Raw genomic sequence first — 22,895 nt, 5'->3', positions numbered from 1 at the left:
AGCTCCTCCTTAGCATGCGTAGTGCTTAATCTCGACTCCATTAAATTATATGCGGTGCAGTAGAATATCTATAGCCCGGCCTTCGCGGCTCGATTCGGCCGCATAATACACCAGTCCTTGCGTCCGAAGATAATCGCGTCCGCTCGTCTCGCTTTCCCGGCCTTCGCGCAGCGAATCCAGAAACTCGGTGAGCGTATCCGTTGCCACGACGTCGCTGTAATCGTCGAAGCGGGTGACGGCGCCGTCTTTGAGCACAAGCAGCTCCTTATTTTTCACTTCGATGACGCCCTCCGTCCCTTCGATACGCCAATTCCCGCCCCATTCGGTTGGTTCGCCCCGGGACGTAATCGAACCGGTATAGCTTACCGCGATCCCAGCCTCCATTTCCAGAAACGCGTACAAATTCATATTCGCGGGCTCCGCGCTCCAGCTGCCGACCGGATTGAAATTCCGGGCGAATATCCGGACGCCCTCCTTTCCGGTCAAATAGCGCATCAAATCAAAATGATGCACCGCGATATCGTCCAGCAGGCTGACGGTATAGTTGCGCTGCGTATGGTGGTACCGGTAAAATTGCACGTCGATGGCCGAAATCCGGCCGATCGTTCCGGCGTCGAGCAGCGCTTTCAGCTTCCGCATGTACGGGAAGCGGCGGTAATTTTCCGCGATCATGAACGGAATCCGTTCCTTCACGGACCGTTCCACGATCTGTATCGATTCGGTATAATCAAAAGCGATCGGCTTCTCGCACAGCACCGGCAGCCCGAGATCGAACACCCGGTTGTTGATGGCGGTATGCACATGGGGCGGCGTCACATTGACGAAAATATCCGGCTTCTCCGCTGCAAGCGCTTCCTCAAGCGAAGTATAAAAAGGCGTGTCATCCGCGCCGAGCTTTTCCTTCATCGCCGGATTAGGCTCGACGACCGCCACTTCAATCCCCCCTTTCTGCCTTAGCTTTTTGTACATGCCGAACCCGGCAACTCCCAAACCCGCCAACAGAGCTTTCATAGGCTGACGAACCTCCGCTTCGATTGTTGTCGCGAAACATCCGCTAAATTGATTCCCATTCTAACGCAACGTTTTTTAATTGTATAGATCAAGATCCGACAAAGCCGTGCAATAATGAACAAGCCTCCTTCCCGCTTAGGAAGAAGGCTTGTCCTATCCGCCTGGCCGCAAGCGGCCATCACGGGTAAACCACAGCTTGTAGCTGATCAGCCCAAGCAGCATTCCCGTAATCGCTGCCGAGGAGGAAAGCACGAACATGATCAATATTTGGTACCGCACCGCTTCGACCGGATTGGCTCCCGCCACGATCATCCCGGTCATCATGCCCGGTAGCTGAACGAGGCCGACCGTCTTCATCCCGTCGATCGTCGGGATCATGCTGGATTTGATCGAGCGCTTGAGCGACTGCTGAATCGCCTGCCGCAGCGTCGCGCCCAGCGCCAGCAAAGCTTCGATCTCGCCCCGGGAGGCCTCCAGCTCCCGCTTCATCTGGTTCAGCAGCAAGCCGGAGACGATCATCGCGCTGCCGATCGTAATCCCGCTGATCGGGATGATATACTGCGGCGTCGGCTGAATAATACCGAAGCCGAGCAGCAGCGTCATCGTGATCGCTTCCGTTGCCGTAATCGCAACGGCAATGCGCAGCCGGATGCCGGCGACGCCCTTGGCACGCTGTCCGGCGTTCCACGAGGCGACCGCAATCATCACGCCGATGATCAGTACCATGAACCAGGGGCGGTCCGTATGGAAGACGAACTGGAGCACATACCCGACGAGCAGCAGCTGCACCGCGGACCGGATAGTGCCGATCGCCACGTCCTTCTCCAGGCCGAGCTTCTGCCAGACAGAGACAAGCATGGTCACGACGACGAACACCAGCGTGCTGATTAGCGCCAGGTTGGACATTCCGCATCCTCCTTCCCGGCGGCGGCCGCAACGGATAACGCTGCCGTGAACCGGCGGCCGGGCTCCGTTTCCGGCGCATGAAAAAAATCCCGCGTCTCCCGGTTCTCCAGCAGCGTCCCCTCGGCCATAAACCATACGCGCCGGCTGACGCTGCGCGCCTGCTCCAGATCGTGCGTTACCCACAGCTGTGCGGTCCCTTCCCGCTCGTTCCATTCCCGCAGCAGCCGCTCGGCTGCCGTCCGGCTGTGCGGGTCCAAGGATGCGGTGACTTCGTCCAGCAACAGAACGTCCGGCCGAAGCAGCAGCGAGCGGACCAGGGCGAGCCGCTGCTTTTCGCCGCCCGACAGCTCTCCTGCAGGCTTGCTCCAAGCCATCCCGCCGAGACCGAGCGCTTCCATGCAGCGGGCGGCGAGCGGACGGTCGAACGGGCGGCGGTGCAGGCGGCTGACCGTGGACAGATTATCCTCCACGGTACCCGGCAGCATGACGGCCTGCTGGGCGACGTAAGCTACCTTCGTCCGCCACTCCTGCGGCTTCCATGCGGAAGCCGGCTTGCCGCCCAGCCGCAGCTCCCCCTCGTCTGCGGCGTCAAGCCATGCGAGGATGCGCAGCAGCGTGCTTTTGCCCTGCCCGGAAGCGCCAAGCAGCGCGACCATGCCGCCTTCCTCCAGCTCGGCCGTCATGCCCCTGAATAACGCAGCGCTTCCTTCACCGCCTCGCTGCCGGTATTTCGCAAGCTTTTCCATCGTTAATACGGATGCCAATCGCGAGCGCCCCCCTTTTTCAAAAAGCTTATTCATACCATGGATTCAAATGGATGAGCACTTCGTCGACATCGGCATGCCGCTCCATAATGGCCCGCTTGATTTGCCGGGAAATATCGTGTCCTTCCTGAACCGTAAGCTCGCCCGGAATGCTGACCCGCAGATCGACCAAAATATAATGCCCGTGCTCTCTCGCCCGAAGCCGGTCGATCCGCTTCACCTGCGGAATCGTTAAGATGAGGGCTGCATATTCGCCCAGCTTCTCCGGCTTCACCGCTTTTTCCATCAGCACGTCAAACGCTTCCTGCCCCATCGAGTAAGCCAGCTTCAGCACGAGAATCGATACGATAATACCGGCGAGCGGGTCGCCATAGGCCAAGTACGGGATGCTCCAAGCCTCCCCGAGCATGGCAAGCGAGATACCTACGACGGCCGCAAGCGACGCGTACACGTCGGCCAGATGGTCGTAAGCCGTAGCGATGAGTCCTTTGCTGTTCGTGCGTCTGCCGATCCGGATCGTGTAAATATACAAGGCTTGCTTCCAGACCAAAGAAACCAAGGCAGCGATCAGCGCCAGTACGCTGGCTTCCGCCGGTTCCTCGAACAGCGCGGCAGCGGCGTGATAGCCGATGAACAAGGCGGCGAGCGCCAGCACGACGGCCACGAAGGCGGAGCCGAGCACCTCGGCTTTGCCGTGTCCGTACGGGTGATCCTCGTCCGCCGGACGTTTGGAAATCCGCATCGAGCTTAATGCCGCAGCCGTCGCAATGACGTCGCCCGCATTGTGCACGCCGTCCGCAAGCAGCACTTGGCTGCCGGATAGAAAGCCGACGGTCAGCTTGAGCAGCGTCAGAACAATATTGCTGATCAGGCTGATCCACACCGCTGCAATGGAAGCATTGTTCCCCTTACTCATCATTTATGACCCCCGCCAGAACTTTTTCCCATAGGAAACAAAAAACCCCCGGCCGTCCGGCCAAGGGTTGGAAAAGCTTTTTTATGAGGCAAAACCGTCCTATGCAGAATCATAACCATCACCGCGCTCAAAAAATAACATCGACCATTATAGCACGGAATCCGGAAGGTTGCAAAACCGCTGCATATCAGCCGGCCGAGGGCTGCGGTTTGTTCGTTCCTTCGGCCCCCCGCGTCGTCGCGACGAATTCTTCCTGATACGTATAGAGAACCTGCTCCCGGATCGGGCGTCCGCCGAGCAAATGATCCCTCACCAGCTCCCGTCCCAGCTCGGGGGTCATTTCTTTGTACCAGACGCCCTCCGGATAGACGATGACGATACAAGCGTCTTCGCACCGTCCGTTGCATCGCGTTCTTGTCGTGTGAACGATGGCGTCCGCCTGCTGCCGGGCAATCTCCTCGCGGATCGCCTTGGTCACTTCCTCGCCTTGCTGTCTCATACAGCTTCCGCCGTTGCAGATAAACACATGGTGGCGCGTACCGGACAAATTCCATGTCGTCATCTTCCCGCCTCCTCCTTTTCATAAAAAGAAAAGGAGCATTCCAACCCTGTCGGTTAGAAATACTCCTTGTCAGACCCGTATCTGCATGCGCGAAATGCTCTGTCTGTAGGACAGCAGCTCCGTGCATCGGCATATCCGTTCTTCGTATCCTAACACCTCCCTATGCTCCGTAGGGTCCAGCGTGCTATCGGATCAGGCAGGTATCCTGGCTTAGGGCATCCCGCTCGGCGCCTTCCCGAAGACCTGTCTTCAGTGGCATGCTGCCGAGCGATAGCTTGAATCAAGCACCCTTCACAGTGGCGGGACCGCGACGGTTTTGCACTCGTCTTCCCTTTTAAGCTTCGGACAAGGTCCGAAGCACCCGATTCCCCGTATTCGGTTGTTATGAACCTAACGATACCCGAGGGGAGGAGGCATTGTCAATATGTTCCTGCCCCTTACCTGCCGCATCTTACCGCGTTTCCCGGTGCAGGGTAACCTTCTTGAGCCGGGGGCAGTATTTGCGGAGCTCGAGCCGTCCCGGATGAGTTTTCTTGTTCTTAGTTGTCGTGTAGTTCCGGTCGCCGCATTCGGTGCAGGCTAAAGTAACGATGACGCGCATAAGGGACACCTCCTTTCCATCTATAGGGTTTATTGCAGCAATGCCGCTTCCAATTGCTCTGTCGAGACGTTCGGCAGCCTGTCGGGCAGCAGCCGCCAATCCCCAGCCATCTCTTCATCCGTGAGCAGGCACGCGTCCAGCTCGGCTACGATCCGTTGCTTATCCGGCGCGATCCCGATCAAGACCAGCTTCGTCGTCCGGTCCCCGAAGACGGGGTCCCAATGCTGCGCCAGCTCCGGCTCCTCGGCCAGCACGGCCTGGCGCTCCGCTTCCGGGAGCGCGGCCACCCAGTAGCCGGCCGGGCCGAATTGAATCGAAGGGCCGGCCTGGCTCAAGCTTTGCGCAAGCGCATTGCGGCTCGCCAGCCACACCGTCCCCTTCGCGCGGACGATCTCCTCCGGCCAATCGGACATCCACGCCGTAAGCCGTTCGGGATGGAACGGACGGCGGCGCTCATAGACGAACGAGGTGATGCCGTACTCCTCCGTCTCCGGCGTATGATGATCGTTCATCAGCTCCTGCATCCAGCCTGCCGAGGTGCTCGCAGCTTCGAAGTCGAACAGGCCGGTGTTCAGAATCTCTTCCGGGTTCACCCGCCCCCGTTCGGCGCGCAGCAGCTTCGCCCGCGGCTGAAGCTTTCTCAGCACGCCTTCCAGCTCATTCAGCTCGCCCTCTTCTACCAGATCGCACTTGTTCAAGACAAGCACGTCGCAGAACTCGATCTGGCTGATCAGCAGGTCGACCACATCGCGCGTATCGTCCGCGCCTACGGCCTGCTGCCGCTCCAGCAGCGATTCGCCCGAGGAGTAGTCGTGCCAGAACCGGTAAGCGTCCACCACCGTAACCATGCAGTCCAACCGGCACCATCGGGACAGATCGATGCCGTGCTCTTCGTCGATATACGTGAACGTCTGCGCCACCGGCACCGGCTCGCCCACCCCGGTCGATTCGATCAGGATGTAATCGAACCGGCCGTCGAGCGCCAGCCGTTCCACCTCGCGGAGCAGGTCTTCCCGCAGCGTACAGCAGATGCAGCCGTTTGACATTTCGACCAGCTTTTCCTCCGTACGGGACAGCCCGCCCCCCTCTTGAATCAGCGCCGCATCGACGTTCACTTCGCTGAGATCGTTGACGATGACCGCCACCTTCAAGCCATGACGGTGGTTCAGCACATAATTTAAAATGGTCGTCTTCCCGGCGCCCAAATAACCGCTCAGCACCGTTACCGGTATTTTCGTTCGATCGTTTTCCATAGTCAGCAGACCTTCCTTAAACGTAATTATTACTAATAAAAATCATTGTACTGAGGCGCCCACCGTTTGTCAACGAGCAAATTTCAGTCCGCAGCGTGTTCCTCCTCTGTTTGAGGGGTTGACGTTCATTGTATTATTCAAAAAAAGACCCGCCCCCCGGCATCAACGACAGCCGGAAGCAGGTCCTCGTTCCATTCCCCTCAGTTCAAAGCACCACCCGTGCCGTGCGCATCGTCCTTGCATCGGATGCGGCGGGCAGCGTAACGGCTCAGCATATCCATAAACTCGTACGAATCGTTGAGAAACTCCGTGCGCACGAACTCCATCCCGCCTTTGGCAGCCTGCTCCCAGCAGTCAAAGCCGGCATCGTACAGCACCTCCACATTCTCGGTCAGCGACATCAGCTCGCATACGACGACGGCTTTGCGTCCGGCCGCAGCTTCCGCCTCTATGACGTCCCGTATGTCCGGGCCCAACCAAACCTGCGGCGCCGGTCCTCCGCTGCGGTACGCCAGCCTCCACGGATAGCCCCCTGCCGCCCTGGCAACGCTTCCGGCCAAAGCTTCAAACTCCGTGCAGAACCGCTCGTTGGCCTGCGGCAGCCCCGGTTGGCTGTGCGCGGTGAAGAGTACGATAAAATCGCTCCGGCCTGCCGCCGACAACCAGTCGACCGCCGAGCGAAGACGCCTTCCCAAGAGGTCGATGAACCGCGGCTCGGCCCACCAGCCCTCGATATCAAGCACGGGAAGGTCGACGCCGTTTCGCTGAAGAGCGTCCCGGACCTGCTTGCGGTACGCTCCCGTGCCAGACCGCGTATACAGCGGCGTGATCGGTAGCGTCGCCACCCGGCGTACGCCGTCCCGGATCATTTGCTCCACCGTATCGGGAACAAAAGGCGGCGTATGCTTGCAGCCGACGTATACTTTAACTTCGTCCAGCAGCAGCGCTCCGATCCTTCGCTCCAGCGCCGCCGCTTGTCTTAGCGTGACGGAGGCGAGCGGATCGCAGGTGCCAAGCTGCCGATAACGCCAGACCGCATCCTGCAGCCGGGCTTCGCCCGGAGGCTGTCCGTGAAAGATATGCGTATAGAACGGCTCGATCCCGTCGACGGACCGGACCAGCCCGTACACCGGCAGCAGTATCCCGATCATGCTCCCGCCTCCTCTTTCAAGCCGGAAGGCGCCTCCAGGAAATCCGCGATCTCTGCGATCGAATCAACGACGGCCGGATTGGCATTCACAAGCTGCTTGGCGGCCATGACCCGAACCCGGCCTTCTTTCACCGCCCTCAGAGCGCTCCAGCCCGGACTCCCGGTCAGCTCCCGGAACGCCAGCTCCTTCTTCCCTTCCCAGTCGGAGAGCAAGATGCAGTTCGGGTCCGCCTGCATCATCTGCTCGATCGTCGCTTTCGTCGTGCGGGACAGCCCCATCGCTTCGACAGCGGGCACGCCGCCTGCCAGCCGCACCAGATCGCTGGATATGTTGTCCGGTCCCATCATATACGGCCCTGTATTCGGACCTACCGGCGAAAGGACGAGCACCGTCGGTTTAGAAGCCGCTTGACGTTCCCCGACTTTGTTCCGGATCGCATCCAGCTTGCTCTTCATCCGGTCTGTCACGGCCTTGGCCTTCTCCTCTTCGCCGAGAGCCTGCCCGATCAGATCCAGTTGGTCCATGATTTGCCGAACCGTGCCCCATTCCTTAAAGGTCAGCACGGGAATGCCCGCCTGCTTCAAAATCGGATCGGCGTCCTTCTCCCCGTCATGAATCGTCGTCATCAGCACCAGATCGGGCTTGTAAGACAGCACCTGCTCCGGATCGAGCTTCGTCGCGCCCGTTATTTTGGTGCCGATCCGCTTGCCTTGCTCCGCATGAACGGACAACTGCTCGTTGTCCAAGCTGCGGGGAGCAACGACAATCCGCGAAGGATCGGCCAGCTCCAGCGCCATCTCGGCCGTATCCAGCGACAACGCGGCGATGCGTTCGGGCTTGGCCGGAACGACCACCTCGTGCTTACCGCCTGTCGCGATCGATCGCGGATAAGCCCCCGTCCCCGCCTGAGCCTTCCCCTCCGATCCGTCGGCCGGCGACGCTTGGGGACCGCACGCTGATGCGAGCAGCAGCAGCGCGAGCGTTCCTCCGAGCCGCCAAGGCTTGAAACGCGATCCTTCACTTCTTATTTGATTCCGATGCAGCATGACTTTCTCACCTTTTCCATGTTTTCTATGTATTTAATAAGCCGCCTGCATTCGAATTTCGTCCAAGGCGGTAACCGCAGGCTTGCCGGTCCGTTCGTCGCGGCGGATCGAGGCTTCCACCCCGTAAGCTTGCCGGAGCCGTTCGGATGTTACGACGCACTCCGGCGCCCCGGAAGCCAGCACGCGACCGTGCCGAAGCAGAATCAGCTCGTCGCAAAACCGCGCCGCCAAATTCAAATCATGCAAAGCGGCAACGACGAGCAGCCCGGCGTTCGTTCTTTCCTGCAGCAGCTTCATGACACGCAGCTGATGCCGGATATCCAGCGCCGAAATCGGTTCGTCCAATAGCAAAATCCGCGGCTGCTGGGCAAGCGCCTTGGCGATGAACACCATCTGCCGCTGTCCGCCGGAGAGCTCCGACACCCTCCGGTTCGCAAGCGGGGTAATCCCGGTCGTCCGCATCGCCTCCCGCACCGCTTCGCGGTCCTCTGCAGCGGCGGCGGCAAACCGCCCCCGATGGGCATACCGCCCCAGCATCACGATCTCTTCCGCCGTAAAATCAAGCTCCGCGCTCAAATCCTGCGGCACATAAGCGATATGGCGGGCGATCGTCTTAGATTTCATCCGGTGCAAGCAGGCTCCATCCAACAGCACTTCTCCGGCGGCCGGCCGGCGCAAGCCGCCCAAGGCGCGAAGCAGCGTCGATTTGCCGCTTCCGTTCGGACCGATCAAGCCAATGAAACGTCCGGGCCTCATCTCCAAATTCACGTCATGCAGGATCGTCTTCGATTCGGCTCGCTGCCACAGCTGCCGAACCGCTATGAACGTACTCATGCCATCGCCCCTTTTCCGGATTTCAGTACCATTCCCAAGAACAACGGCGCCCCGATAATAGCGCAGACAACGCCGACCTGCAGCGTCACCGGCTGGAGAACCATCCGGGATATCAGATCCGCAACCACCAAAAACACGGCTCCTCCAAGCGCGCTGGCCGGCAGCAGCACCCGGTGATCCGGTCCGGTCCATAAGCGGATCATATGGGGAACAACCAAGCCGACGAACCCGATGATCCCGCTCACCGCGACGGCCGAGCCGGTCATGAGCGAAGCGAGGCCCAGAATCAGATAGCGCACCGCGCGCACCTTCATGCCGCTGCTTTGGGCATGCTCGTCGCCAAGCAGCAGCAAGTTCAAATCCCGGGCGAAGGCGCACAACAATACGCATGAGATGAGAATCGGCACGGCAATCAGTTGCACGTGTCCCCAAGTCCGGGCTTCCAGCCCCCCTTGAAGCCAGAAAATAATGCTCCGCAGCTCCTGCTCGTTCCGCGAGCTGGCGATCAGGATGTTGATCACGGCGGACAGTAAAGCATTCAGACCGATCCCGAGCAGCAGAAGCGTCGTTACCGTAGAACGGCTGCTCCAACGCCAAACCGCAAGAATGACGCCGACGGCAAGCAGCGCTCCGGTAAAAGCGGCAGCCGGCAGCAGCCATACCCCCAGGTGGGTCAAGCCGAAATACAAAGCGCACACGGCCCCGGCAGCGGCTCCGCTGGATACGCCGACATAGCCCGGCTCAACGAGCGGATTGCGGAACAATCCTTGCATCGAAGCGCCCGAGATGCCGAGCGCCGCCCCTACAAGCGCGCCCGCCAGTACGCGCGGCAGCCGTACCTGCTCCACCACCAGCCGCTCCCGTTCCCCTGCCAAGCTGTCCACCGGAAAGGCCAATTTCTCCAGCAGCAGAGCAAGCGTTTGTTGAAACGGAACCGACACGGGTCCGAAGCCGGCAGCCAGCACGATACTGGCCAGGAGAAGCACGGAAAGCAGTCCAAAAACAAAAAACGGGGAGGAAAACATAAGATGCCGACGCTTAAACAACGGGAATCCTCCTTTTGACTTCGTTATACGCCCGATTTTCGAACGTTGCGCGACGGACGGCAAAAGCAATGTTTGTCTATGTACAAATATTTTTACCTAATGCAAAATTTATTCTATAAGGAAATTTTCTTAGCGTCAATAAAATTTGTTATTTCAGGGAAACATTCAAGAAAGCCCGATGCTTGTTCACTTGTTTTTACTATGGAGGAGGTCCTTCGATTCATGTCCGCTGTTCTTGGCTTTTCGTGTCTTTTCGTCGGTCTGGTGATCGTCAATGCCGTCTACTCTTATCAAAGCAAACACATCGATCCCGCCTTCGGGCCGACATTTCTTTTTCAATTGAAGATGCTGCCTTTGTTTCTTCCGGCGAATCTGCTGATCGGGTACGGCGTCCGCTGGGTACAGCATAGCTTCGGTCAACTGACAACGGCTCTCGTCTCGGCCAAAATCGTCGAGCTTCTCGTATGTCTGCTCATGGGATATATGTTCATGCAGGAGATCCCTACGTGGAAAACTTGGGCTGGACTTCTCATTATCATCGGCGGGTTTATACTCATGAAGTGGAAGTAAGCGGTGCTTCGGCTGGAAGACTTTGTGGGGTGAAATCTAGCGATCCTCGTGATAGACTGTAAGGGCCCTTGAGAGACCGGCCGGGCCGAGAATGCTTGGCTTATCCGGTTCTGTCGAGAGGACAACTACAATCAAGGCCGAAGCTTCATTGGAAGCGCGGGGGAACCCATTTTTTGGGGTGAAGCCAGTTTTTCTATGGCCGGGTATTGCTCTTTGACCCGAACCCGTCAGCTAACCTCGCAGGCCGAAAAAGGAGAGGATCTTTTTTGAATCGCATGAAGAAAGCCGCTTTGGTTAGTGTTTTAGCCCTGAGTTCGGTGTTCGGAGCTGGTATGGCATCTGCTTCGGCCGCACCATGCATCGTTGCCGATAACGATACGTTGTCGACAATTTCTCAAAAATACGGGGTTGATCTTGCATCGCTGCTTCAATCGAACCCGCAGCTTTCCAACCCGAATGTGATCTGGAAAGGAATGATCATCCACGTTCCTGGATACGGCAGCGGATCGCAGCAGCCGGCGACTCCGGCCAAGCCGCAACCGGTTCCTGTTAAGCCGCAACCGACGACGCCGGTGAAACCTCAGCCGACAACGCCAGCGAAGCCGCAGCCGACGACACCTGCAAAACCGGATTCCGGCTCCCAGCAAGGAACGACTCAATCCGCTTTTGCCAGCCAAGTGGTGAACCTCGTGAACCAAGAGCGTGCGAAAGCCGGCCTGAAGCCGCTTGCTTCCGACAGCGCCCTGACAGCTATGGCATTGGACAAGGCGAAGGATATGTACAACAATGGCTACTTCGATCACACGTCCCCGACGTACGGGTCTCCATTTGATATGATGAGATCTTACGGCATTCGTTATTCGTATGCCGGTGAAAATATCGCTAAAGGCCAGCGTTCTCCGCAAGAGGTTATGAATGCGTGGATGAACAGCGACGGTCACCGCAAAAACATTCTCAGCCCGAACTTTACAAAAATCGGCGTTGCTTACTACAACGGCGTATGGGTTCAAGCATTTATCGCGAACTAATAGCTTACCGTACAAGCAGCGGATCGGTCCTCTTTGTCAAGGGGATCGATATTGCTTTTTTTCGAAAAACAGGCATTTCTAAAGTTTTTTTTAGAAAATTCCGTATGAAACGATACAGACATATTCAATTGTTTACTGGTATCATGAGGTTTGGTAGGCAATGAATTCGAATCTGTATGTGGGCACTTGGATTCGAGGGAGCTAGTAGTGCAACCGGACCATCTTTCTTAGCCGTCGCTAGGAAAGGTGGTTTTTGTTTTTTTAATTATTTTCTAACTAGGGGGTATCCTAAATGAAACAACCGATAGATTGTCAACTTCTCATCGAACAATTAGAGATCCCGCTGGAAAAATTCGAAGCGTGGAAAAAAGAGCAGCTTAAACATATGAACACTCAAAGCCATGAAATAACCATGAACGAGAGCGGGCATGCCGATCATTCCGAAGCTTCTCTGCGTCCGCCTTCCGAATTGTGATTGCGGGTCGTTCGACCCTCGGTGGAGCCGAAAACAGACCAGTATCCCCCTTTTATAAGCAGGCCTTCCCCACCAGCCAGGATCGCCGTTTCCCAAGGACGGGGACATCTTGGTTCTCCACATCCCCGCCTTCGTCGCTCCGGGAGGTTTGTCCCATCTTGAGGCGTCTCCCGGCGAATCAGACTAGCAGCATATCATTTTTTGCTTCGAACATCCAAGCGGGGCCGCTACAATCATTGCCCAAGACCGAGTACATACGAACAACAGACAGAGGCAGGACACCCATATTGCTAAGCGTTGTGGGCAAAGATATAGCCAAGCGTCAGCACCTGTTGAATTTAACACTTCGGTGGCATTTTACAATTGAATTTAAAGCTATGGCAGCATGCCTAAATCCGTTACTCCTCCTAAAGCATACATTTTTCACCAGATTCTTCTTTTCGAATTTTCGCTTCGTCACTCCAAATATGTTCGAGTTCCCGAAAATCTTCAAGTAGCTTATTCAACTCTTCGACCAATACCCCTCTCTCCCCTTCGCTCTAACTGTGTTGGTACTCTCATGATTTTGTAAACATTTTGTGTTAAGATAAGGGAAAATTCATATTCTGTAGATCACATCGATTAAGTGCTGTCTATTTCTTTTTTGTTTTACTTCACAAATATATTATATGCTTTATTGAATATGAAGTCAACCATTATATTTGCTTAATTAAATATTTAGTTTTACATATCAGATAACCTTTAAGGAGTATAACCATGCCTTTCTCTTATAAACCGTTATGGAAATTGCTCGTTGAGCACGAATTGACGAAAACCGAATTTCGGGAAAAGCTGGGTTTGTCCACCGCAACGCTTGCCAAATTAGGGAAGGACGAATACGTCTCCCTGGAGGTCATCGATAAGATTTGTACGCATTTTGGCGTCCAGCCGAACGAGATCATGGAGCATAAAAAGAATCGGTAAAACCCTTCAGCGTCACAAAATGCTCCCCGTCTCTGTCTTGTATAATGAGTCAAAAAATACAAGGCATATTTGGAATGCCGTTTAACGGGAGGCAAGAAGTATGAAAATATTGGTCGCCGGAGCAACCGGTGTCATCGGGCGTTCGCTGCTGCCGATTCTGATACGGGAAGGTCACGAGGTGTTCGGCATGACGCGTAACGAAGCCTCGAAAAACGCTATTTCGGGAATGGGGGCATCCCCTCTGGTTGCAGATGCCTTAGACCGGCAGTCCGTGATCGACGCGCTTCGGGAGGCGCGGCCGGAAATCGTCATCCATCAGCTCACTTCTTTAAGCAATTATAGCCTGGAAGACAATGCCCGAATCCGAACGCTCGGAACCCGCAATCTGGTTGACGCCTCGCAAGCGGCCGGAGTGAGACGCATGATCGCGCAAAGCATATCGTGGACCTACGAACCGGGACATCATCCGGCCACGGAAGAAGTGCCTTTGGATCTGGAAGCGCCGCAGCCGCGAAAAACGACGGTCGACGGAGTGCTGGCACTGGAGCAAGCGGCTGCCGAAATGCCGGAATACGTTATTCTGCGATACGGTCTGCTTTACGGTCCAGGAACTTGGTACGACCGCAACGGGCTCATGGCCGGGAAGGTGCGGCGCAAGGAGTTGAAGGCAACTGAAGGAGTAACTTCCTTTCTGCATGTCGAAGATGCGGCGCGGGCAGCGGTCGCTGCGCTGGAATGGCCCAACGGGCCGGTGAACGTCGTGGACGACGAACCGGCTCCGGGAACCGAATGGCTGCCTCTCTATGCCGCAGCCATCGGCGCGCCCGAGCCGGATATCCAGGAAGGCAGCAATCGCGGCGAACGCGGAGCAGCCAATGCCAAAGCGCGAAAAGACTACGGCTGGGAGCCGCTTTATCGGACTTGGCGCGAAGGCTTCCTGGCAAGCTTGCCATCCTAAACGAGCGACACAACAATAAAGCCGACCCTCTCCAGGGTCGGCTTTTGTTCGTCAGCCCGTCTTACACCATAATTTTGCAGATGTCGTTCGTAAATTCGACCGGATCTTGGATCGGCAGTCCTTCGATCAACAGCGCTTGGTTGTACAAGAGTGCCGTATACAGATTCAGCTTCTCTTTATCTTGCTCGTACGCCGTCTTCAGCGATTGGAAAACTTCATGATTGATATTGATTTCCAGCACCTTTTCCGCCTTGACATTCGGGTTATTCGGCATGGCGTTCAAGATTTTCTCCATCTCGATGGTCACGTCGCCCTCCGTAGACAGACATACGGGGTGAGACTTCAACCGCTTCGATGCCTTGACGCTGGCGACTTTGCCTTCCAGCTGCCCCTTCATGTAGTCGAACAGCTCTTTGTGGTCGTTTTTGTCGGCATCGTCGTTGTCCTTGTTGTCTTCCGCTTCAATGCCCAAGTCGCCGCTGGAGACGGATTTGAATTCTTTGTCTTTGTATTTCATCAGCATTTTGACAGCGAACTCGTCGATATCGTCCGTGAAGTACAAGATTTCGTAGCCCTTGTCGGCGACAAGCTCGGTCTGCGGAAGCTTCTCGATTCGTTCGTTCGACGGTCCGGAAGCATAGTAAATATATTTCTGGTCCTCCGGCATTCTCGATACGTACTCCTCCAGCGTAACCAGCTTCTTCTCCTTGGAGGAGTAGAACAGGATCAGATCCTGCAGCACCTCTTTGTGGCTGCCGTAGTCGCTGTAGACTCCGAATTTCAGCTGTCTGCCGAACGATTTGTAGAACTGCTCGTACTTCTCTCTTTCGTCCTTAAGCAGGCTCAGCAGCTGGCTTTTGATTTTGCTTTCGATATTTTTGGCGATCAGCTTCAACTGCCGGTCGTGCTGCAGCATTTCTCTGGAAATGTTGAGCGACAGGCTTTCCGAATCGACCATCCCTTTGACGAAGCTGAAATAGTCCGGCAGCAGATCGGAGCATTTGTTCATGATCAGCACGCCGTTGGAATACAGCTCCAGCCCCTTCTCGTATTCCTTGGTATAGTAATCGAAAGGAATATTTTCCGGGATGAACAGGATCGCCTGGTAAACGACAGCCCCGTCGGCGCTGATATGGATATGCTTGAGCGGCTTGTCGAAGCCGTAATGCTTCTCCGCATAGAACTTCTCGTAATCCTCGTCCGTCAGCTCGCTTTTGTTTTTTCTCCAGATCGGGACCATGCTGTTAATGCGCTGCTCTTCCGTGTAATCCTCAAACTCGTTGTCGCTGCCTTCCTTCAACCGCTTGGAGGTAACATCCATCTTAATCGGGTAGCGGATGAAGTCGGAATATTTCTTGATGATGCCTTTCAGACGGTACACGTCCAAAAACTCGTCGTAGCTCTCGTCCTCGGTGTTCGCTTTGATCTTCAGAACGATTTCCGTGCCGACCGTTTCTTTGTCGCAAGGCTCAATCGTATAGCCGTCCGCGCCTGCCGATTCCCACTTGTATGCGCTGTCGCTGCCCAAAGCCTTACTGATCACCGTCACCACGTCGGCGACCATAAAAGCCGAATAAAAGCCGACGCCGAATTGGCCGATGATGTCATGGCCGTCCTTCAGCTCGTTTTCCTTCTTGAAAGCAAGGGACCCGCTTTTGGCAATGATGCCGAGGTTCGTTTCCAGCTCTTCCTTGGTCATCCCGATCCCGGTATCGAGGATGGTCAGCGTTCTGCTGTCCTTGTCCGGAATCACTTTAATATAGTAGCTGTCTTTGTCGAAAACCAGCTTATCGTCGGTTAACGCTTTGTAGTAAATCTTGTCGATGGCATCGCTGGCATTCGATATCAATTCTCGAAGGAAGATTTCTTTTTGCGTATAAATCGAATTGATCATCATTTCCAGTAATCGCTTGGATTCGGCTTGAAACTGCTTTTTTTCCACTCGAAATCGCTCCTTTTTGTACAATAAAGGGTGACAATGGCTGCGCACGACCACGTTGTTAGCACTCTCTATCCTTGAGTGCCATTCTTTATTTTTTATAACATTCCTCCTTTTTAATGTCAACCCAAAAGAAAAACGCTTGGAAGCCCAAGCGTCAAGCGTGTTATCCCTTTTTGACAGACGTTACTTGCCCGCGTGTCATGGCGGCCAGCTCATCCGGCGTCAGCTCGAATACGGCCTTCGGATGTCCTGCCGCCGCCCATAATTTACGGCAGTGAAACAGATCTTCGTCGATGAGTGTCAGGATCGGCTCGGGATGTCCGATCGGCGCAACGCCTCCGATGACGAAGCCCGTATGCTCCCGCACGAAATCCGCATCGGCCTTGACGAGCTTGTCGTCCATCCGGGTGGAAATGAGCTTCTCATCCACGCGGTTCACGCCGCTGGCCACAACCAGAAGCGGCTTATTCGACGTCTTCAGCCGGAAAACGATCGATTTGGCAATTTGCCCCACCTCGCAGCCTATGGCGTCCGCCGCTTCCTGCGCGGTTCGCGTGCTGTCCGGCAATTCCACAACCCGGTTCGGATATCCCAAGTCCGACAATTTGTCCTGCACGCGCTGCGCGCTTTCCTTTAACTGGCTGTTCAAAACGTGTCCCTCCGATCGATCCGGACGGTCGATCCGGCCTATTTTTCAGTCTTTGGCAAGGTCCAGCAGGATGCCGTTAATGCCGTTCAGGAAAGCATTCGCGCTGGCCTTGATAATGTCCGTGTCCATCGCCCGTCCGGAATAGATTTTGCCTTGGTGCTCGATCCGGATGTTGACCCGGCCGACCGCCTCCTTGCCTCGGGACAAGCTGTTGATCTTATAATCCTTCAGCTCGATCTCCAGACCGACCAGCGTTTTGATCGCGCTGTACAACGCGTCGATCGGACCGTCGCCCACGGCGCTCCCTTTCATCGATTCGGTGCCCTTGTTCAATTTGACTGTCGCCGTCGGATACAGATCGTTGCTGACTACCTGGAAGGACTCCAGCTCGTATAGCTGCTTGCTGCTCTGCTCCACGGTACGGTGATTCGTTACAAGATAAAATACATCGTGATCGTACACTTCTTTCTTCGCGTCGGCCAAGGTAAGGAACTTCGCGAACAGCTGCTCGAAATCGTCGGCATCGCTCGTATCGAAGCCCATTTTCTCGACGGCGTTCTTGAAGGCGTGCCGGCCGGAACGGGCGGTCAGGATCAGCTCCATGCTGTCCGCACCGACCTCTTCGGGCGACATGATTTCATATACGCGCTTGTCTTTCAGCAAGCCGTCCTGATGGATGCCGGAGGAGTGCGCGAAGGCGTTGTCGCCGGTAATCGCTTTGTTCACCTGCACATCCAGCCCCGTTAAATGGCTGACAAGCTTGGAGGTTCTATGCAGCTCCGTCGTATTGATATTGGTATAGGCGTTAAAATAGTTCTCCCGGACCTTAAGCCCCATCACGACTTCCTCCAGCGAAGCGTTGCCTGCCCGCTCGCCCAGTCCGTTAATGGTGCACTCGACCTTCTCCGCCCCGTTCTTGATCGCGCTCAGCGTATTCGCCGTGGCCAGTCCAAGGTCGTTGTGGCAGTGGACGCTAAGGATCACGCGGTCGTCCAAATTTTTGAGCCGTTCGTTGATTTTACGGATCAGCTCTCCGAATTCCTCCGGAACGGCATAGCCTACCGTATCGGGAACGTTAATCATAGTTGCTCCCGCTTTCACCACCGCTTCGATTGTTTCCCACAAATATTCGAAATCCGACCTCGATGCGTCTTCCGTGGAATACTGCACCTGCGGAAGCAGCGTCTTGGCATACTTGACCGCGTCGACCCCCATCTGCAGGACGGCCTCCTTGGACCGGCTGAACTTCTTCTCCACATGAATGTTCGAGGTGCCGAGCACGATATGAATGAGCGGGTTCTGTGCCAGCTTGATGCTTTCATAGACCGCGTCGATATCGCTTTTGACTGCCCGGGCCAAGGCCGTAATCGAGACGCTGTTGCCTACGCTGCGGGCAATTTCCTGGACCGCTTGAAAATCCCCTGCGGACGAGGCGGGGAACCCTGCTTCGATAATATCGACATTCAGCCGCTTTAACTGCTGGGCGATCTCTATTTTTTGATGAAGATTCAGCTTCGCGCCCGGAACTTGCTCGCCGTCGCGCAGCGTCGTATCGAACACCATAATTTTACGTTTCATCCTCTATTCCTCCCGAAATCGCATTTTTTTCGATATCTATAAATGAAGCGGGGTTGATTAAACCCGGACTTTAATCAACAAAAAAACCCCGTCTCTACGTATAGAGACGAGGTTGAACCCGCGGTACCACTCTAATTCATTTCCTGAAGAAATGAGCTCAATTCGATGGCCATCACCATCTATCCCTGTAACGGTGGAATTCCGGCTTACCCTACATATCAGGCAGCTGTTCATAGACGAGTTCGAAATGAACGACGTTACCGTTTCGCACCGACCAACGGCTCTCTGAAAAGTCATTGCACTTCTACTATTTCTAATCCTCACATTTGAATATGGAATTATTGGTCATTATAGGGGATTCCGATCGCTTTGTCAATCCTATTCTGCGCCGCCCGCTTCCGTCATAAACTGCCCGACGCTTCGGACCTTGCCGATTCTCGGGAAAATGTAGCGGCAGGTAGCCTCGTGCTCCTCCTGGCTATAAGTCTTCATCGCATCCGTGACGAAAATTTGGTGATAACCGAGCTGAAACGCTTCTCTTGCCGTGCTTTCTACCCCGATATTGGTGGCGATTCCGCACAAGACGATCGTGTCGATCCCTCTCCGGCGAAGCTGCAGATCCAGGTCCGTGCCGAAAAAAGCGCCCCACTGCCGCTTCGTGACCACGTAATCGTCCGGGCGGACGCCCAGCTCCGGGACGAATTCGGCCCAGCCGTCAGGAGGTTGAATGACCGGAACTGGCTGGTCCGTTGCCGGTTTTAAGCGGTCTGCGCCGTCATGGAAATCGACATGAACGAATGCGATAAACCCGCTTTTCTCACGGAACAGCCGGACAAGCCGCACCGCCTTCTCGACCACCTCTTGCCCGTTCGAGCTTGCCACGATTCCCTGTTGCAAATCGATCAGGACCAAAGCCGTTTTGTGAAAATTCACGTCTAGTGGCGTCATTGCGTTTCCCTCCGCTTAATGGATTTGCCGTGGTACCGGAACATCAACTTCAACAAAGGCGGGACCGCGAAAAAGATAAAAAAGGTGCGGAACAGCTGGTAGCCGGCCACCATGGACAAATCCGCGTGAATCTCATGCGCGATGATGCCCATTTGATCCATGCCGCCGGGAGCAAGGCTTAACAGGCCGGTGGCGCCGGATATCGGCTGGAGCTTGGCCAGCAGCACGCTCAGCCCCCAAGCCCCCAGCATCAGCAGCAGTCCGCTGCCCACCGCCAGCGAGATCGTCCGCAGCTTATGCGTCAACCGACCCGGCTTCAGCATCAGCCCGACGTGAACGCCTATCAAGAGCTGCGCCGCGTTCAGGATAAAGGATGGCAGCGCCGGCCCGGGGAAGCCGGTCAATTGAAGAACCGCCGTTCCGAGCGCCGGGCCCAGCAAAAAAGCGGTCGGAAACTTGATCTTGTTTCCCAAGATCGCGCATCCAACACTGACCAGCGCATAAACGAGCAGGTTCGGAAGCAGCCCAGTGTTCCAACCCGCCGCAACGGCGGACAGCGAAGCGCCGGCCGCTGCTCCCCCATGCATCTGCCCGAAGAGCGGACTCATGACCAGCAACGGCACGCACGTGATGATCAGGATCAGCCGAATGACCTGCGTGACGGTCACGACCGTAAGATTGACCCCGTCCGTTTCCTCCGCCAGAACCAAAACCTGCGTCAGCCCTCCGGGGATGCTTCCCAGCAGCGAGGTTTTGTAATCGATCTCCGCCAGCCTGGAAACAGGATAGGCGATACCCGCGCACCAGAGCAGCAGCAGCAGCGTCATGAGCAGCATCAACGGCAGTTGGTATGACATCTCCTTCAGCTCCGACGCTGTCATGGCCAGCCCGATCGTGTATCCGACGACGATCATACCCGCGTCTCTGAACTGCCCGGGCCAAGCGAAACGTCCCTTGAACGTATTCGATCCGATCAAAACGGCGAACATCGGACCGAGCAGCCAAGGGATCGGCAGATGCAGCAGCTTGAACGCGATGCCGCCGACGACAGCCGCAATAAGCGAGCGTGCGATCCCGGGGAAGCCGATCGGGGCTTTTCGTTTATCCATCCGCTCTCCCTCCCTATCTTTCGTTCGTTATTCGAACAATTTGTGCAATTTTATGCACAGATTAGACTAAAAAAAGAGATTATTCGAGCAGGTCGGCAATCGTATAGGTGCCCAGCACATGGTCTACCTGCGCAACGATGTCGGTCATGATTTTCTGAAACGATTCGTTGACCTTTTGTCCAAACAGATGATTCCCCGTCGTATCCAGCATCCGGTTCCATAGGGGGTCTTCTTCGTGCAAAGCGTTGTAGATCTCGGACAGCGTAATCTCCCCGGGCTTGCGGGTCAACTGGTAGCCTCCCGCTCTCCCCTGCTTCACTTCCACAATACCCGCTTCCGCCAGCTGAGCTAAAATTTTGCGGAGCGCCGTCGGCTCGCAGCGGATCTCTTCCGCAATTTCGGCGCTGGAACGCTGCTCCGAAGTTAAGGCCAGTACGATTAAGGCTTGCAGCCCGAAGCCGAACCGCTTGATTTGTGCCATGGTGCCCTGAACAGCCTCCTCCGGCCACAGCTTTTAATGTGCTTAATTTAGCACACTTTAATGCAAAAAAGCAACCCTCGCGCTTGCGCCAGGCCCTCCGGTCCAGCGCAAGCATGCGTCAGAGGGTCATTTTTTTGCCCCAATTAAAGCAGCTCCGCATCCGTTGAAGGTTACCTCTGTAGCCCTGTCGGCTTTTTCGCGAGGCGTATCGATCTTGCATTGACCAGCAAAATGCTGCCGACGATGAGAACGAGTCCCGCCACCAAATTTAGCGATATTCGCTCGCCCAAAAAGAGGACGCTGCAAGTAATCGCAATCAGCGGGATCAGAAACGTAAACGCGCCGACCTTGCCGGCTTCGCCGGAGCCGACAAGCTTAAAGTAAGCGAGCCAGCCCAACGCGATCACGAAAACCGAAATAAACAGCAGACTCGATATGAACGGAACGTTCCAGACGATATCCGTCCATTTTTCCAGGACAGAGCCCGAGCCTAACAGCAAAATGCCGCCGATCATCAATTGAAGCGCCACGGCCCAAACCATATCGACCCGCGCCGACATTTTCTTCGTATACAGCGTGCCCAAAGCCCAGCTGACCGCACAGCCGAGAGCGAGCACGATCCCGGTAACGGACAGATGTCCGGCCAGGCTGCTTGCGCTGATCTCGAATACGCCAAGGAACCCGAGCACAAGCCCGATCCACTTCAAGCCGAACATCTCTTCCCCCAGCCATAGCCAGGATAAAATCCCCAGCAGCACGGGCTGCAAGAACACGATGGCCGAGAAGAGACCGGCCGGCAAATAGTTCAGTCCTATCGTCTGAAGACCGTAAAAGAGGATGATATTGAGCACGGACGAAATCACATAAACGGGCCATGTCTGCTTCCAATTCAGCCTCTTGTAGCCGGGCAAGGCGACCAAGATAAGAATCAATCCCCCAATGCACGTCCTCAAGCCTGCAAATAATAAGGGCGGTGAAAAGGAAAGCGTGTATTTGGACAACGGCCAGTTAATTCCCCAGACGATGACGAGAAAAGCGAGATATAAAGCCGCCCGCGAGCGTGAGAGCTGCAACACGATGAACACTCCTTGTTGTTAATGTTTACTCATGATACAATAACTAACTAAATAAATAAAATGAATGTTTATTATAAGGAGCATATCCTAAGTGTTATGACCCATTCCCAAATTCAGCTGTTCGTCAAAATTGCCGAAACCGGCAGCTTTACCAAGGCCGGTCATCAATTGAATATGACACAGCCCGCCGTTAGCCGCGCCGTCTCCACGCTGGAAGCCGAGTTAGGAGTGACTCTCCTGATCCGCGACCGCAGGAACGGGATTATTTTGACGGACATCGGCGAACGCCTCTTGATTGTTTTCCGGGATATTTTACAAGGCTTTGAGAAGGTCGAGCAGGAAGTGATGGCCGAAAAAGGCTTTGAAGTCGGGACGATCCGGATCGGCTCCTTTCCTTCGGCTTCCGCTTATTTTCTGCCCAAAATTTTCAGAGTCATCGGGGAGAAATATCCCCGCATTCAATTCGATCTGTACGAAGGCACCATCGACGATCTCCGGGAACGGCTGGCCTCCAGAATGATCGATGTCGCTTTTCTCATTCCGCCGCACGATGAATTTGAAATTACCCCCTTGCTGAAAGAAGAGATGTTTCTGTTCCTCCGGGACGACCATCCGCTGGCGGGCCGTTCGGCCATTCATTTGCAAGAATTGAGCGACGAGCCGATGATCATATGCAACGGGGGCTACGAAATCCCGATCTATGAGCGATTCCGGGAAGCCGGGGCCCATCTCCAGGTAAAATATATCGTCCACAACGTGAACACCTCGTTGAACATGATCCAAGAGGGGCTCGGCGTGGCCATCATGTCGAACATCTCGATTTCTCTATCCACCTTGCCTCCCAACGTCCGAATGCATGCCTTAACGCCGCACCCTTACCGAGAAATTAACCTGGCGGTGCCTTCCCTGCAAGAAGCCTCCATCGCCGTAAAGCTGTTTATCCAAACCGCACGGGACTTGTTTGCAAAATCTTAAAAGCGGCTCCGGCCACGTGAAAAGAACCGCGAATCCCTATGAACGGGTTGCGG

At 55.5% G+C, this 22,895-nt stretch carries 24 protein-coding genes, 3 riboswitches and 1 other annotated feature; of the genes, 6 read left to right on the top strand and 18 right to left on the bottom strand.

The features are described from left to right. Positions 1-45 precede the first annotated feature (45 nt). The 11 genes from PEH01S_RS13010 to PEH01S_RS12960 all read right to left on the bottom strand — a co-directional run bounded on the left by PEH01S_RS13010 (position 46) and on the right by PEH01S_RS12960 (position 10,090). Positions 46-1,011 (bottom strand): Gfo/Idh/MocA family protein, encoded by a 966-nt coding sequence (locus PEH01S_RS13010; protein ID WP_127485900.1) that lies wholly within the window; start codon positions 1,009-1,011, stop codon positions 46-48. Between the two features lie 153 nt (positions 1,012-1,164). After that, positions 1,165-1,917, bottom strand: coding sequence for an ABC transporter permease (locus PEH01S_RS13005; protein ID WP_127485898.1), 753 nt, complete (start codon positions 1,915-1,917; stop codon positions 1,165-1,167). Continuing rightward, complete coding sequence (locus PEH01S_RS13000; RefSeq protein WP_164827816.1) at positions 1,899-2,681, bottom strand: ABC transporter ATP-binding protein; 783 nt, start codon at positions 2,679-2,681, stop codon at positions 1,899-1,901. Before PEH01S_RS13000 ends, PEH01S_RS13005 begins: the two co-directional genes overlap by 19 nt. Positions 2,682-2,709: 28 nt before the next feature. Next, on the bottom strand, positions 2,710-3,597 hold the full coding sequence (locus PEH01S_RS12995) for a cation diffusion facilitator family transporter (protein ID WP_127485896.1): 888 nt from the start codon (positions 3,595-3,597) through the stop codon (positions 2,710-2,712). Positions 3,598-3,784: 187 nt separating this feature from the next. Beyond that, positions 3,785-4,159 carry a (2Fe-2S) ferredoxin domain-containing protein gene (locus PEH01S_RS12990; RefSeq protein WP_025851833.1) on the bottom strand — a complete coding sequence of 125 codons (375 nt, stop codon included), beginning with the start codon at positions 4,157-4,159 and terminating at the stop codon, positions 3,785-3,787. Between the two features lie 178 nt (positions 4,160-4,337). After that, positions 4,338-4,539, bottom strand: a riboswitch (cobalamin riboswitch). 71 nt (positions 4,540-4,610) lie between these two features. Next, the gene (rpmG, locus tag PEH01S_RS12985; protein WP_010491717.1) at positions 4,611-4,760 is read right to left on the bottom strand and encodes a 50S ribosomal protein L33; all 150 of its coding nucleotides are present in this window, start codon (positions 4,758-4,760) and stop codon (positions 4,611-4,613) included. Positions 4,761-4,789: 29 nt separating this feature from the next. Continuing rightward, positions 4,790-6,013, bottom strand: a complete 1,224-nt coding sequence (locus PEH01S_RS12980) for a GTP-binding protein (RefSeq protein ID WP_127485894.1) — start codon at positions 6,011-6,013, stop codon at positions 4,790-4,792. Between the two features lie 200 nt (positions 6,014-6,213). Continuing rightward, the gene (locus PEH01S_RS12975) at positions 6,214-7,164 is read right to left on the bottom strand and encodes a ferrochelatase (RefSeq protein ID WP_127485892.1); all 951 of its coding nucleotides are present in this window, start codon (positions 7,162-7,164) and stop codon (positions 6,214-6,216) included. Further along, positions 7,161-8,210: an ABC transporter substrate-binding protein gene (locus PEH01S_RS12970; protein ID WP_127485890.1), complete on the bottom strand. Its 1,050-nt coding sequence runs from the start codon at positions 8,208-8,210 to the stop codon at positions 7,161-7,163. The genes PEH01S_RS12975 and PEH01S_RS12970 overlap by 4 nt, the downstream gene beginning before the upstream one ends. 33 nt (positions 8,211-8,243) lie before the next feature. Further along, complete coding sequence (locus PEH01S_RS12965; RefSeq protein WP_127485887.1) at positions 8,244-9,044, bottom strand: ABC transporter ATP-binding protein; 801 nt, start codon at positions 9,042-9,044, stop codon at positions 8,244-8,246. Then, positions 9,041-10,090, bottom strand: a complete 1,050-nt coding sequence (locus PEH01S_RS12960; RefSeq protein ID WP_127485885.1) for a FecCD family ABC transporter permease — start codon at positions 10,088-10,090, stop codon at positions 9,041-9,043. The genes PEH01S_RS12965 and PEH01S_RS12960 overlap by 4 nt, the downstream gene beginning before the upstream one ends. Before the next feature lie 222 nt (positions 10,091-10,312). Here PEH01S_RS12960 and PEH01S_RS12955 point away from each other — a divergent pair, with 222 nt between their 5' ends. The 5 genes from PEH01S_RS12955 (at position 10,313) to PEH01S_RS12935 (ending at position 14,084) form a co-directional block, all read left to right on the top strand. Then, a complete protein-coding gene (locus PEH01S_RS12955; protein ID WP_025851842.1) occupies positions 10,313-10,660 on the top strand; it encodes a hypothetical protein in 348 nt (115 codons plus the stop codon). Positions 10,661-10,785: 125 nt separating this feature from the next. Further along, a riboswitch (cyclic di-AMP (ydaO/yuaA leader) is annotated at positions 10,786-10,921 on the top strand. Positions 10,922-10,926: 5 nt separating this feature from the next. Next, positions 10,927-11,688, top strand: coding sequence for a CAP domain-containing protein (locus tag PEH01S_RS12950; RefSeq protein ID WP_127485883.1), 762 nt, complete (start codon positions 10,927-10,929; stop codon positions 11,686-11,688). Positions 11,689-11,832: 144 nt separating this feature from the next. Beyond that, positions 11,833-11,916, top strand: a riboswitch (cyclic di-GMP riboswitch). A gap of 64 nt (positions 11,917-11,980) precedes the next feature. After that, positions 11,981-12,163, top strand: coding sequence for a hypothetical protein (locus tag PEH01S_RS12945; RefSeq protein WP_025851846.1), 183 nt, complete (start codon positions 11,981-11,983; stop codon positions 12,161-12,163). Positions 12,164-12,919: 756 nt separating this feature from the next. Further along, on the top strand, positions 12,920-13,126 hold the full coding sequence (locus tag PEH01S_RS12940; RefSeq protein ID WP_025851849.1) for a helix-turn-helix domain-containing protein: 207 nt from the start codon (positions 12,920-12,922) through the stop codon (positions 13,124-13,126). 100 nt (positions 13,127-13,226) lie between these two features. After that, entirely contained in the window at positions 13,227-14,084 is an 858-nt protein-coding gene (locus PEH01S_RS12935; RefSeq protein ID WP_127485881.1) for an NAD-dependent epimerase/dehydratase family protein, read from the top strand. A gap of 61 nt (positions 14,085-14,145) precedes the next feature. Here the strand turns inward: PEH01S_RS12935 and htpG are convergent, their stop codons facing one another. From htpG to PEH01S_RS12900, 7 genes are all read right to left on the bottom strand, one after another. Further along, complete coding sequence (gene htpG, locus PEH01S_RS12930) at positions 14,146-16,026, bottom strand: molecular chaperone HtpG (RefSeq protein ID WP_025851852.1); 1,881 nt, start codon at positions 16,024-16,026, stop codon at positions 14,146-14,148. 163 nt (positions 16,027-16,189) lie between these two features. Beyond that, the gene (locus PEH01S_RS12925) at positions 16,190-16,675 is read right to left on the bottom strand and encodes a YbaK/EbsC family protein (RefSeq protein WP_127485879.1); all 486 of its coding nucleotides are present in this window, start codon (positions 16,673-16,675) and stop codon (positions 16,190-16,192) included. A 45-nt stretch (positions 16,676-16,720) separates the two neighbouring features. Next, positions 16,721-18,253, bottom strand: a complete 1,533-nt coding sequence (locus PEH01S_RS12920) for a 2-isopropylmalate synthase (protein ID WP_025851856.1) — start codon at positions 18,251-18,253, stop codon at positions 16,721-16,723. Between the two features lie 99 nt (positions 18,254-18,352). Then, positions 18,353-18,583, bottom strand: a binding site (T-box leader). A gap of 48 nt (positions 18,584-18,631) precedes the next feature. Further along, positions 18,632-19,201 (bottom strand): isochorismatase family protein, encoded by a 570-nt coding sequence (locus tag PEH01S_RS12915; protein ID WP_127485877.1) that lies wholly within the window; start codon positions 19,199-19,201, stop codon positions 18,632-18,634. Continuing rightward, a complete protein-coding gene (locus PEH01S_RS12910; protein ID WP_025851859.1) occupies positions 19,198-20,310 on the bottom strand; it encodes an AbrB family transcriptional regulator in 1,113 nt (370 codons plus the stop codon). Before PEH01S_RS12910 ends, PEH01S_RS12915 begins: the two co-directional genes overlap by 4 nt. A 79-nt stretch (positions 20,311-20,389) precedes the next feature. Continuing rightward, the gene (locus PEH01S_RS12905; RefSeq protein WP_025851861.1) at positions 20,390-20,791 is read right to left on the bottom strand and encodes an Rrf2 family transcriptional regulator; all 402 of its coding nucleotides are present in this window, start codon (positions 20,789-20,791) and stop codon (positions 20,390-20,392) included. A 170-nt stretch (positions 20,792-20,961) separates the two neighbouring features. Next, positions 20,962-21,867 (bottom strand): DMT family transporter, encoded by a 906-nt coding sequence (locus PEH01S_RS12900; protein ID WP_127485875.1) that lies wholly within the window; start codon positions 21,865-21,867, stop codon positions 20,962-20,964. 96 nt (positions 21,868-21,963) lie between these two features. Between PEH01S_RS12900 and PEH01S_RS12895 the strand changes: the two genes are divergently transcribed. Continuing rightward, complete coding sequence (locus tag PEH01S_RS12895; protein WP_025851865.1) at positions 21,964-22,842, top strand: LysR family transcriptional regulator; 879 nt, start codon at positions 21,964-21,966, stop codon at positions 22,840-22,842. Positions 22,843-22,895 lie beyond the last annotated feature (53 nt).

This window comes from Paenibacillus ehimensis NBRC 15659 (genome assembly GCF_004000785.1).
GTDB classification, from domain to species: domain Bacteria; phylum Bacillota; class Bacilli; order Paenibacillales; family NBRC-103111; genus Paenibacillus_G; species Paenibacillus_G ehimensis.
This window is presented reverse-complemented; position numbering and strand designations above follow the sequence as displayed.

Excerpts from the sequence above, each read along its gene's own strand:
- PEH01S_RS13010 (WP_127485900.1), bottom strand. The coding sequence starts at position 1,011 with ATGAAAGCTCTGTTGGCGGGTTTGGGAGTTGCCGGGTTCGGCATGTAC.
- PEH01S_RS13005 (WP_127485898.1), bottom strand. The coding sequence starts at position 1,917 with ATGTCCAACCTGGCGCTAATCAGCACGCTGGTGTTCGTCGTCGTGACC.
- PEH01S_RS12995 (WP_127485896.1), bottom strand. The coding sequence starts at position 3,597 with ATGAGTAAGGGGAACAATGCTTCCATTGCAGCGGTGTGGATCAGCCTG.
- PEH01S_RS12990 (WP_025851833.1), bottom strand. The coding sequence starts at position 4,159 with ATGACGACATGGAATTTGTCCGGTACGCGCCACCATGTGTTTATCTGC.
- rpmG (WP_010491717.1), bottom strand. The coding sequence starts at position 4,760 with ATGCGCGTCATCGTTACTTTAGCCTGCACCGAATGCGGCGACCGGAAC.
- PEH01S_RS12980 (WP_127485894.1), bottom strand. The coding sequence starts at position 6,013 with ATGGAAAACGATCGAACGAAAATACCGGTAACGGTGCTGAGCGGTTAT.
- PEH01S_RS12975 (WP_127485892.1), bottom strand. The coding sequence starts at position 7,164 with ATGATCGGGATACTGCTGCCGGTGTACGGGCTGGTCCGGTCCGTCGAC.
- PEH01S_RS12970 (WP_127485890.1), bottom strand. The coding sequence starts at position 8,210 with ATGCTGCATCGGAATCAAATAAGAAGTGAAGGATCGCGTTTCAAGCCT.
- PEH01S_RS12965 (WP_127485887.1), bottom strand. The coding sequence starts at position 9,044 with ATGAGTACGTTCATAGCGGTTCGGCAGCTGTGGCAGCGAGCCGAATCG.
- PEH01S_RS12955 (WP_025851842.1), top strand. The coding sequence starts at position 10,313 with ATGTCCGCTGTTCTTGGCTTTTCGTGTCTTTTCGTCGGTCTGGTGATC.
- PEH01S_RS12945 (WP_025851846.1), top strand. The coding sequence starts at position 11,981 with ATGAAACAACCGATAGATTGTCAACTTCTCATCGAACAATTAGAGATC.
- PEH01S_RS12940 (WP_025851849.1), top strand. The coding sequence starts at position 12,920 with ATGCCTTTCTCTTATAAACCGTTATGGAAATTGCTCGTTGAGCACGAA.
- PEH01S_RS12935 (WP_127485881.1), top strand. The coding sequence starts at position 13,227 with ATGAAAATATTGGTCGCCGGAGCAACCGGTGTCATCGGGCGTTCGCTG.
- PEH01S_RS12920 (WP_025851856.1), bottom strand. The coding sequence starts at position 18,253 with ATGAAACGTAAAATTATGGTGTTCGATACGACGCTGCGCGACGGCGAG.
- PEH01S_RS12915 (WP_127485877.1), bottom strand. The coding sequence starts at position 19,201 with ATGACGCCACTAGACGTGAATTTTCACAAAACGGCTTTGGTCCTGATC.
- PEH01S_RS12910 (WP_025851859.1), bottom strand. The coding sequence starts at position 20,310 with ATGGATAAACGAAAAGCCCCGATCGGCTTCCCCGGGATCGCACGCTCG.
- PEH01S_RS12905 (WP_025851861.1), bottom strand. The coding sequence starts at position 20,791 with ATGGCACAAATCAAGCGGTTCGGCTTCGGGCTGCAAGCCTTAATCGTA.
- PEH01S_RS12895 (WP_025851865.1), top strand. The coding sequence starts at position 21,964 with ATGACCCATTCCCAAATTCAGCTGTTCGTCAAAATTGCCGAAACCGGC.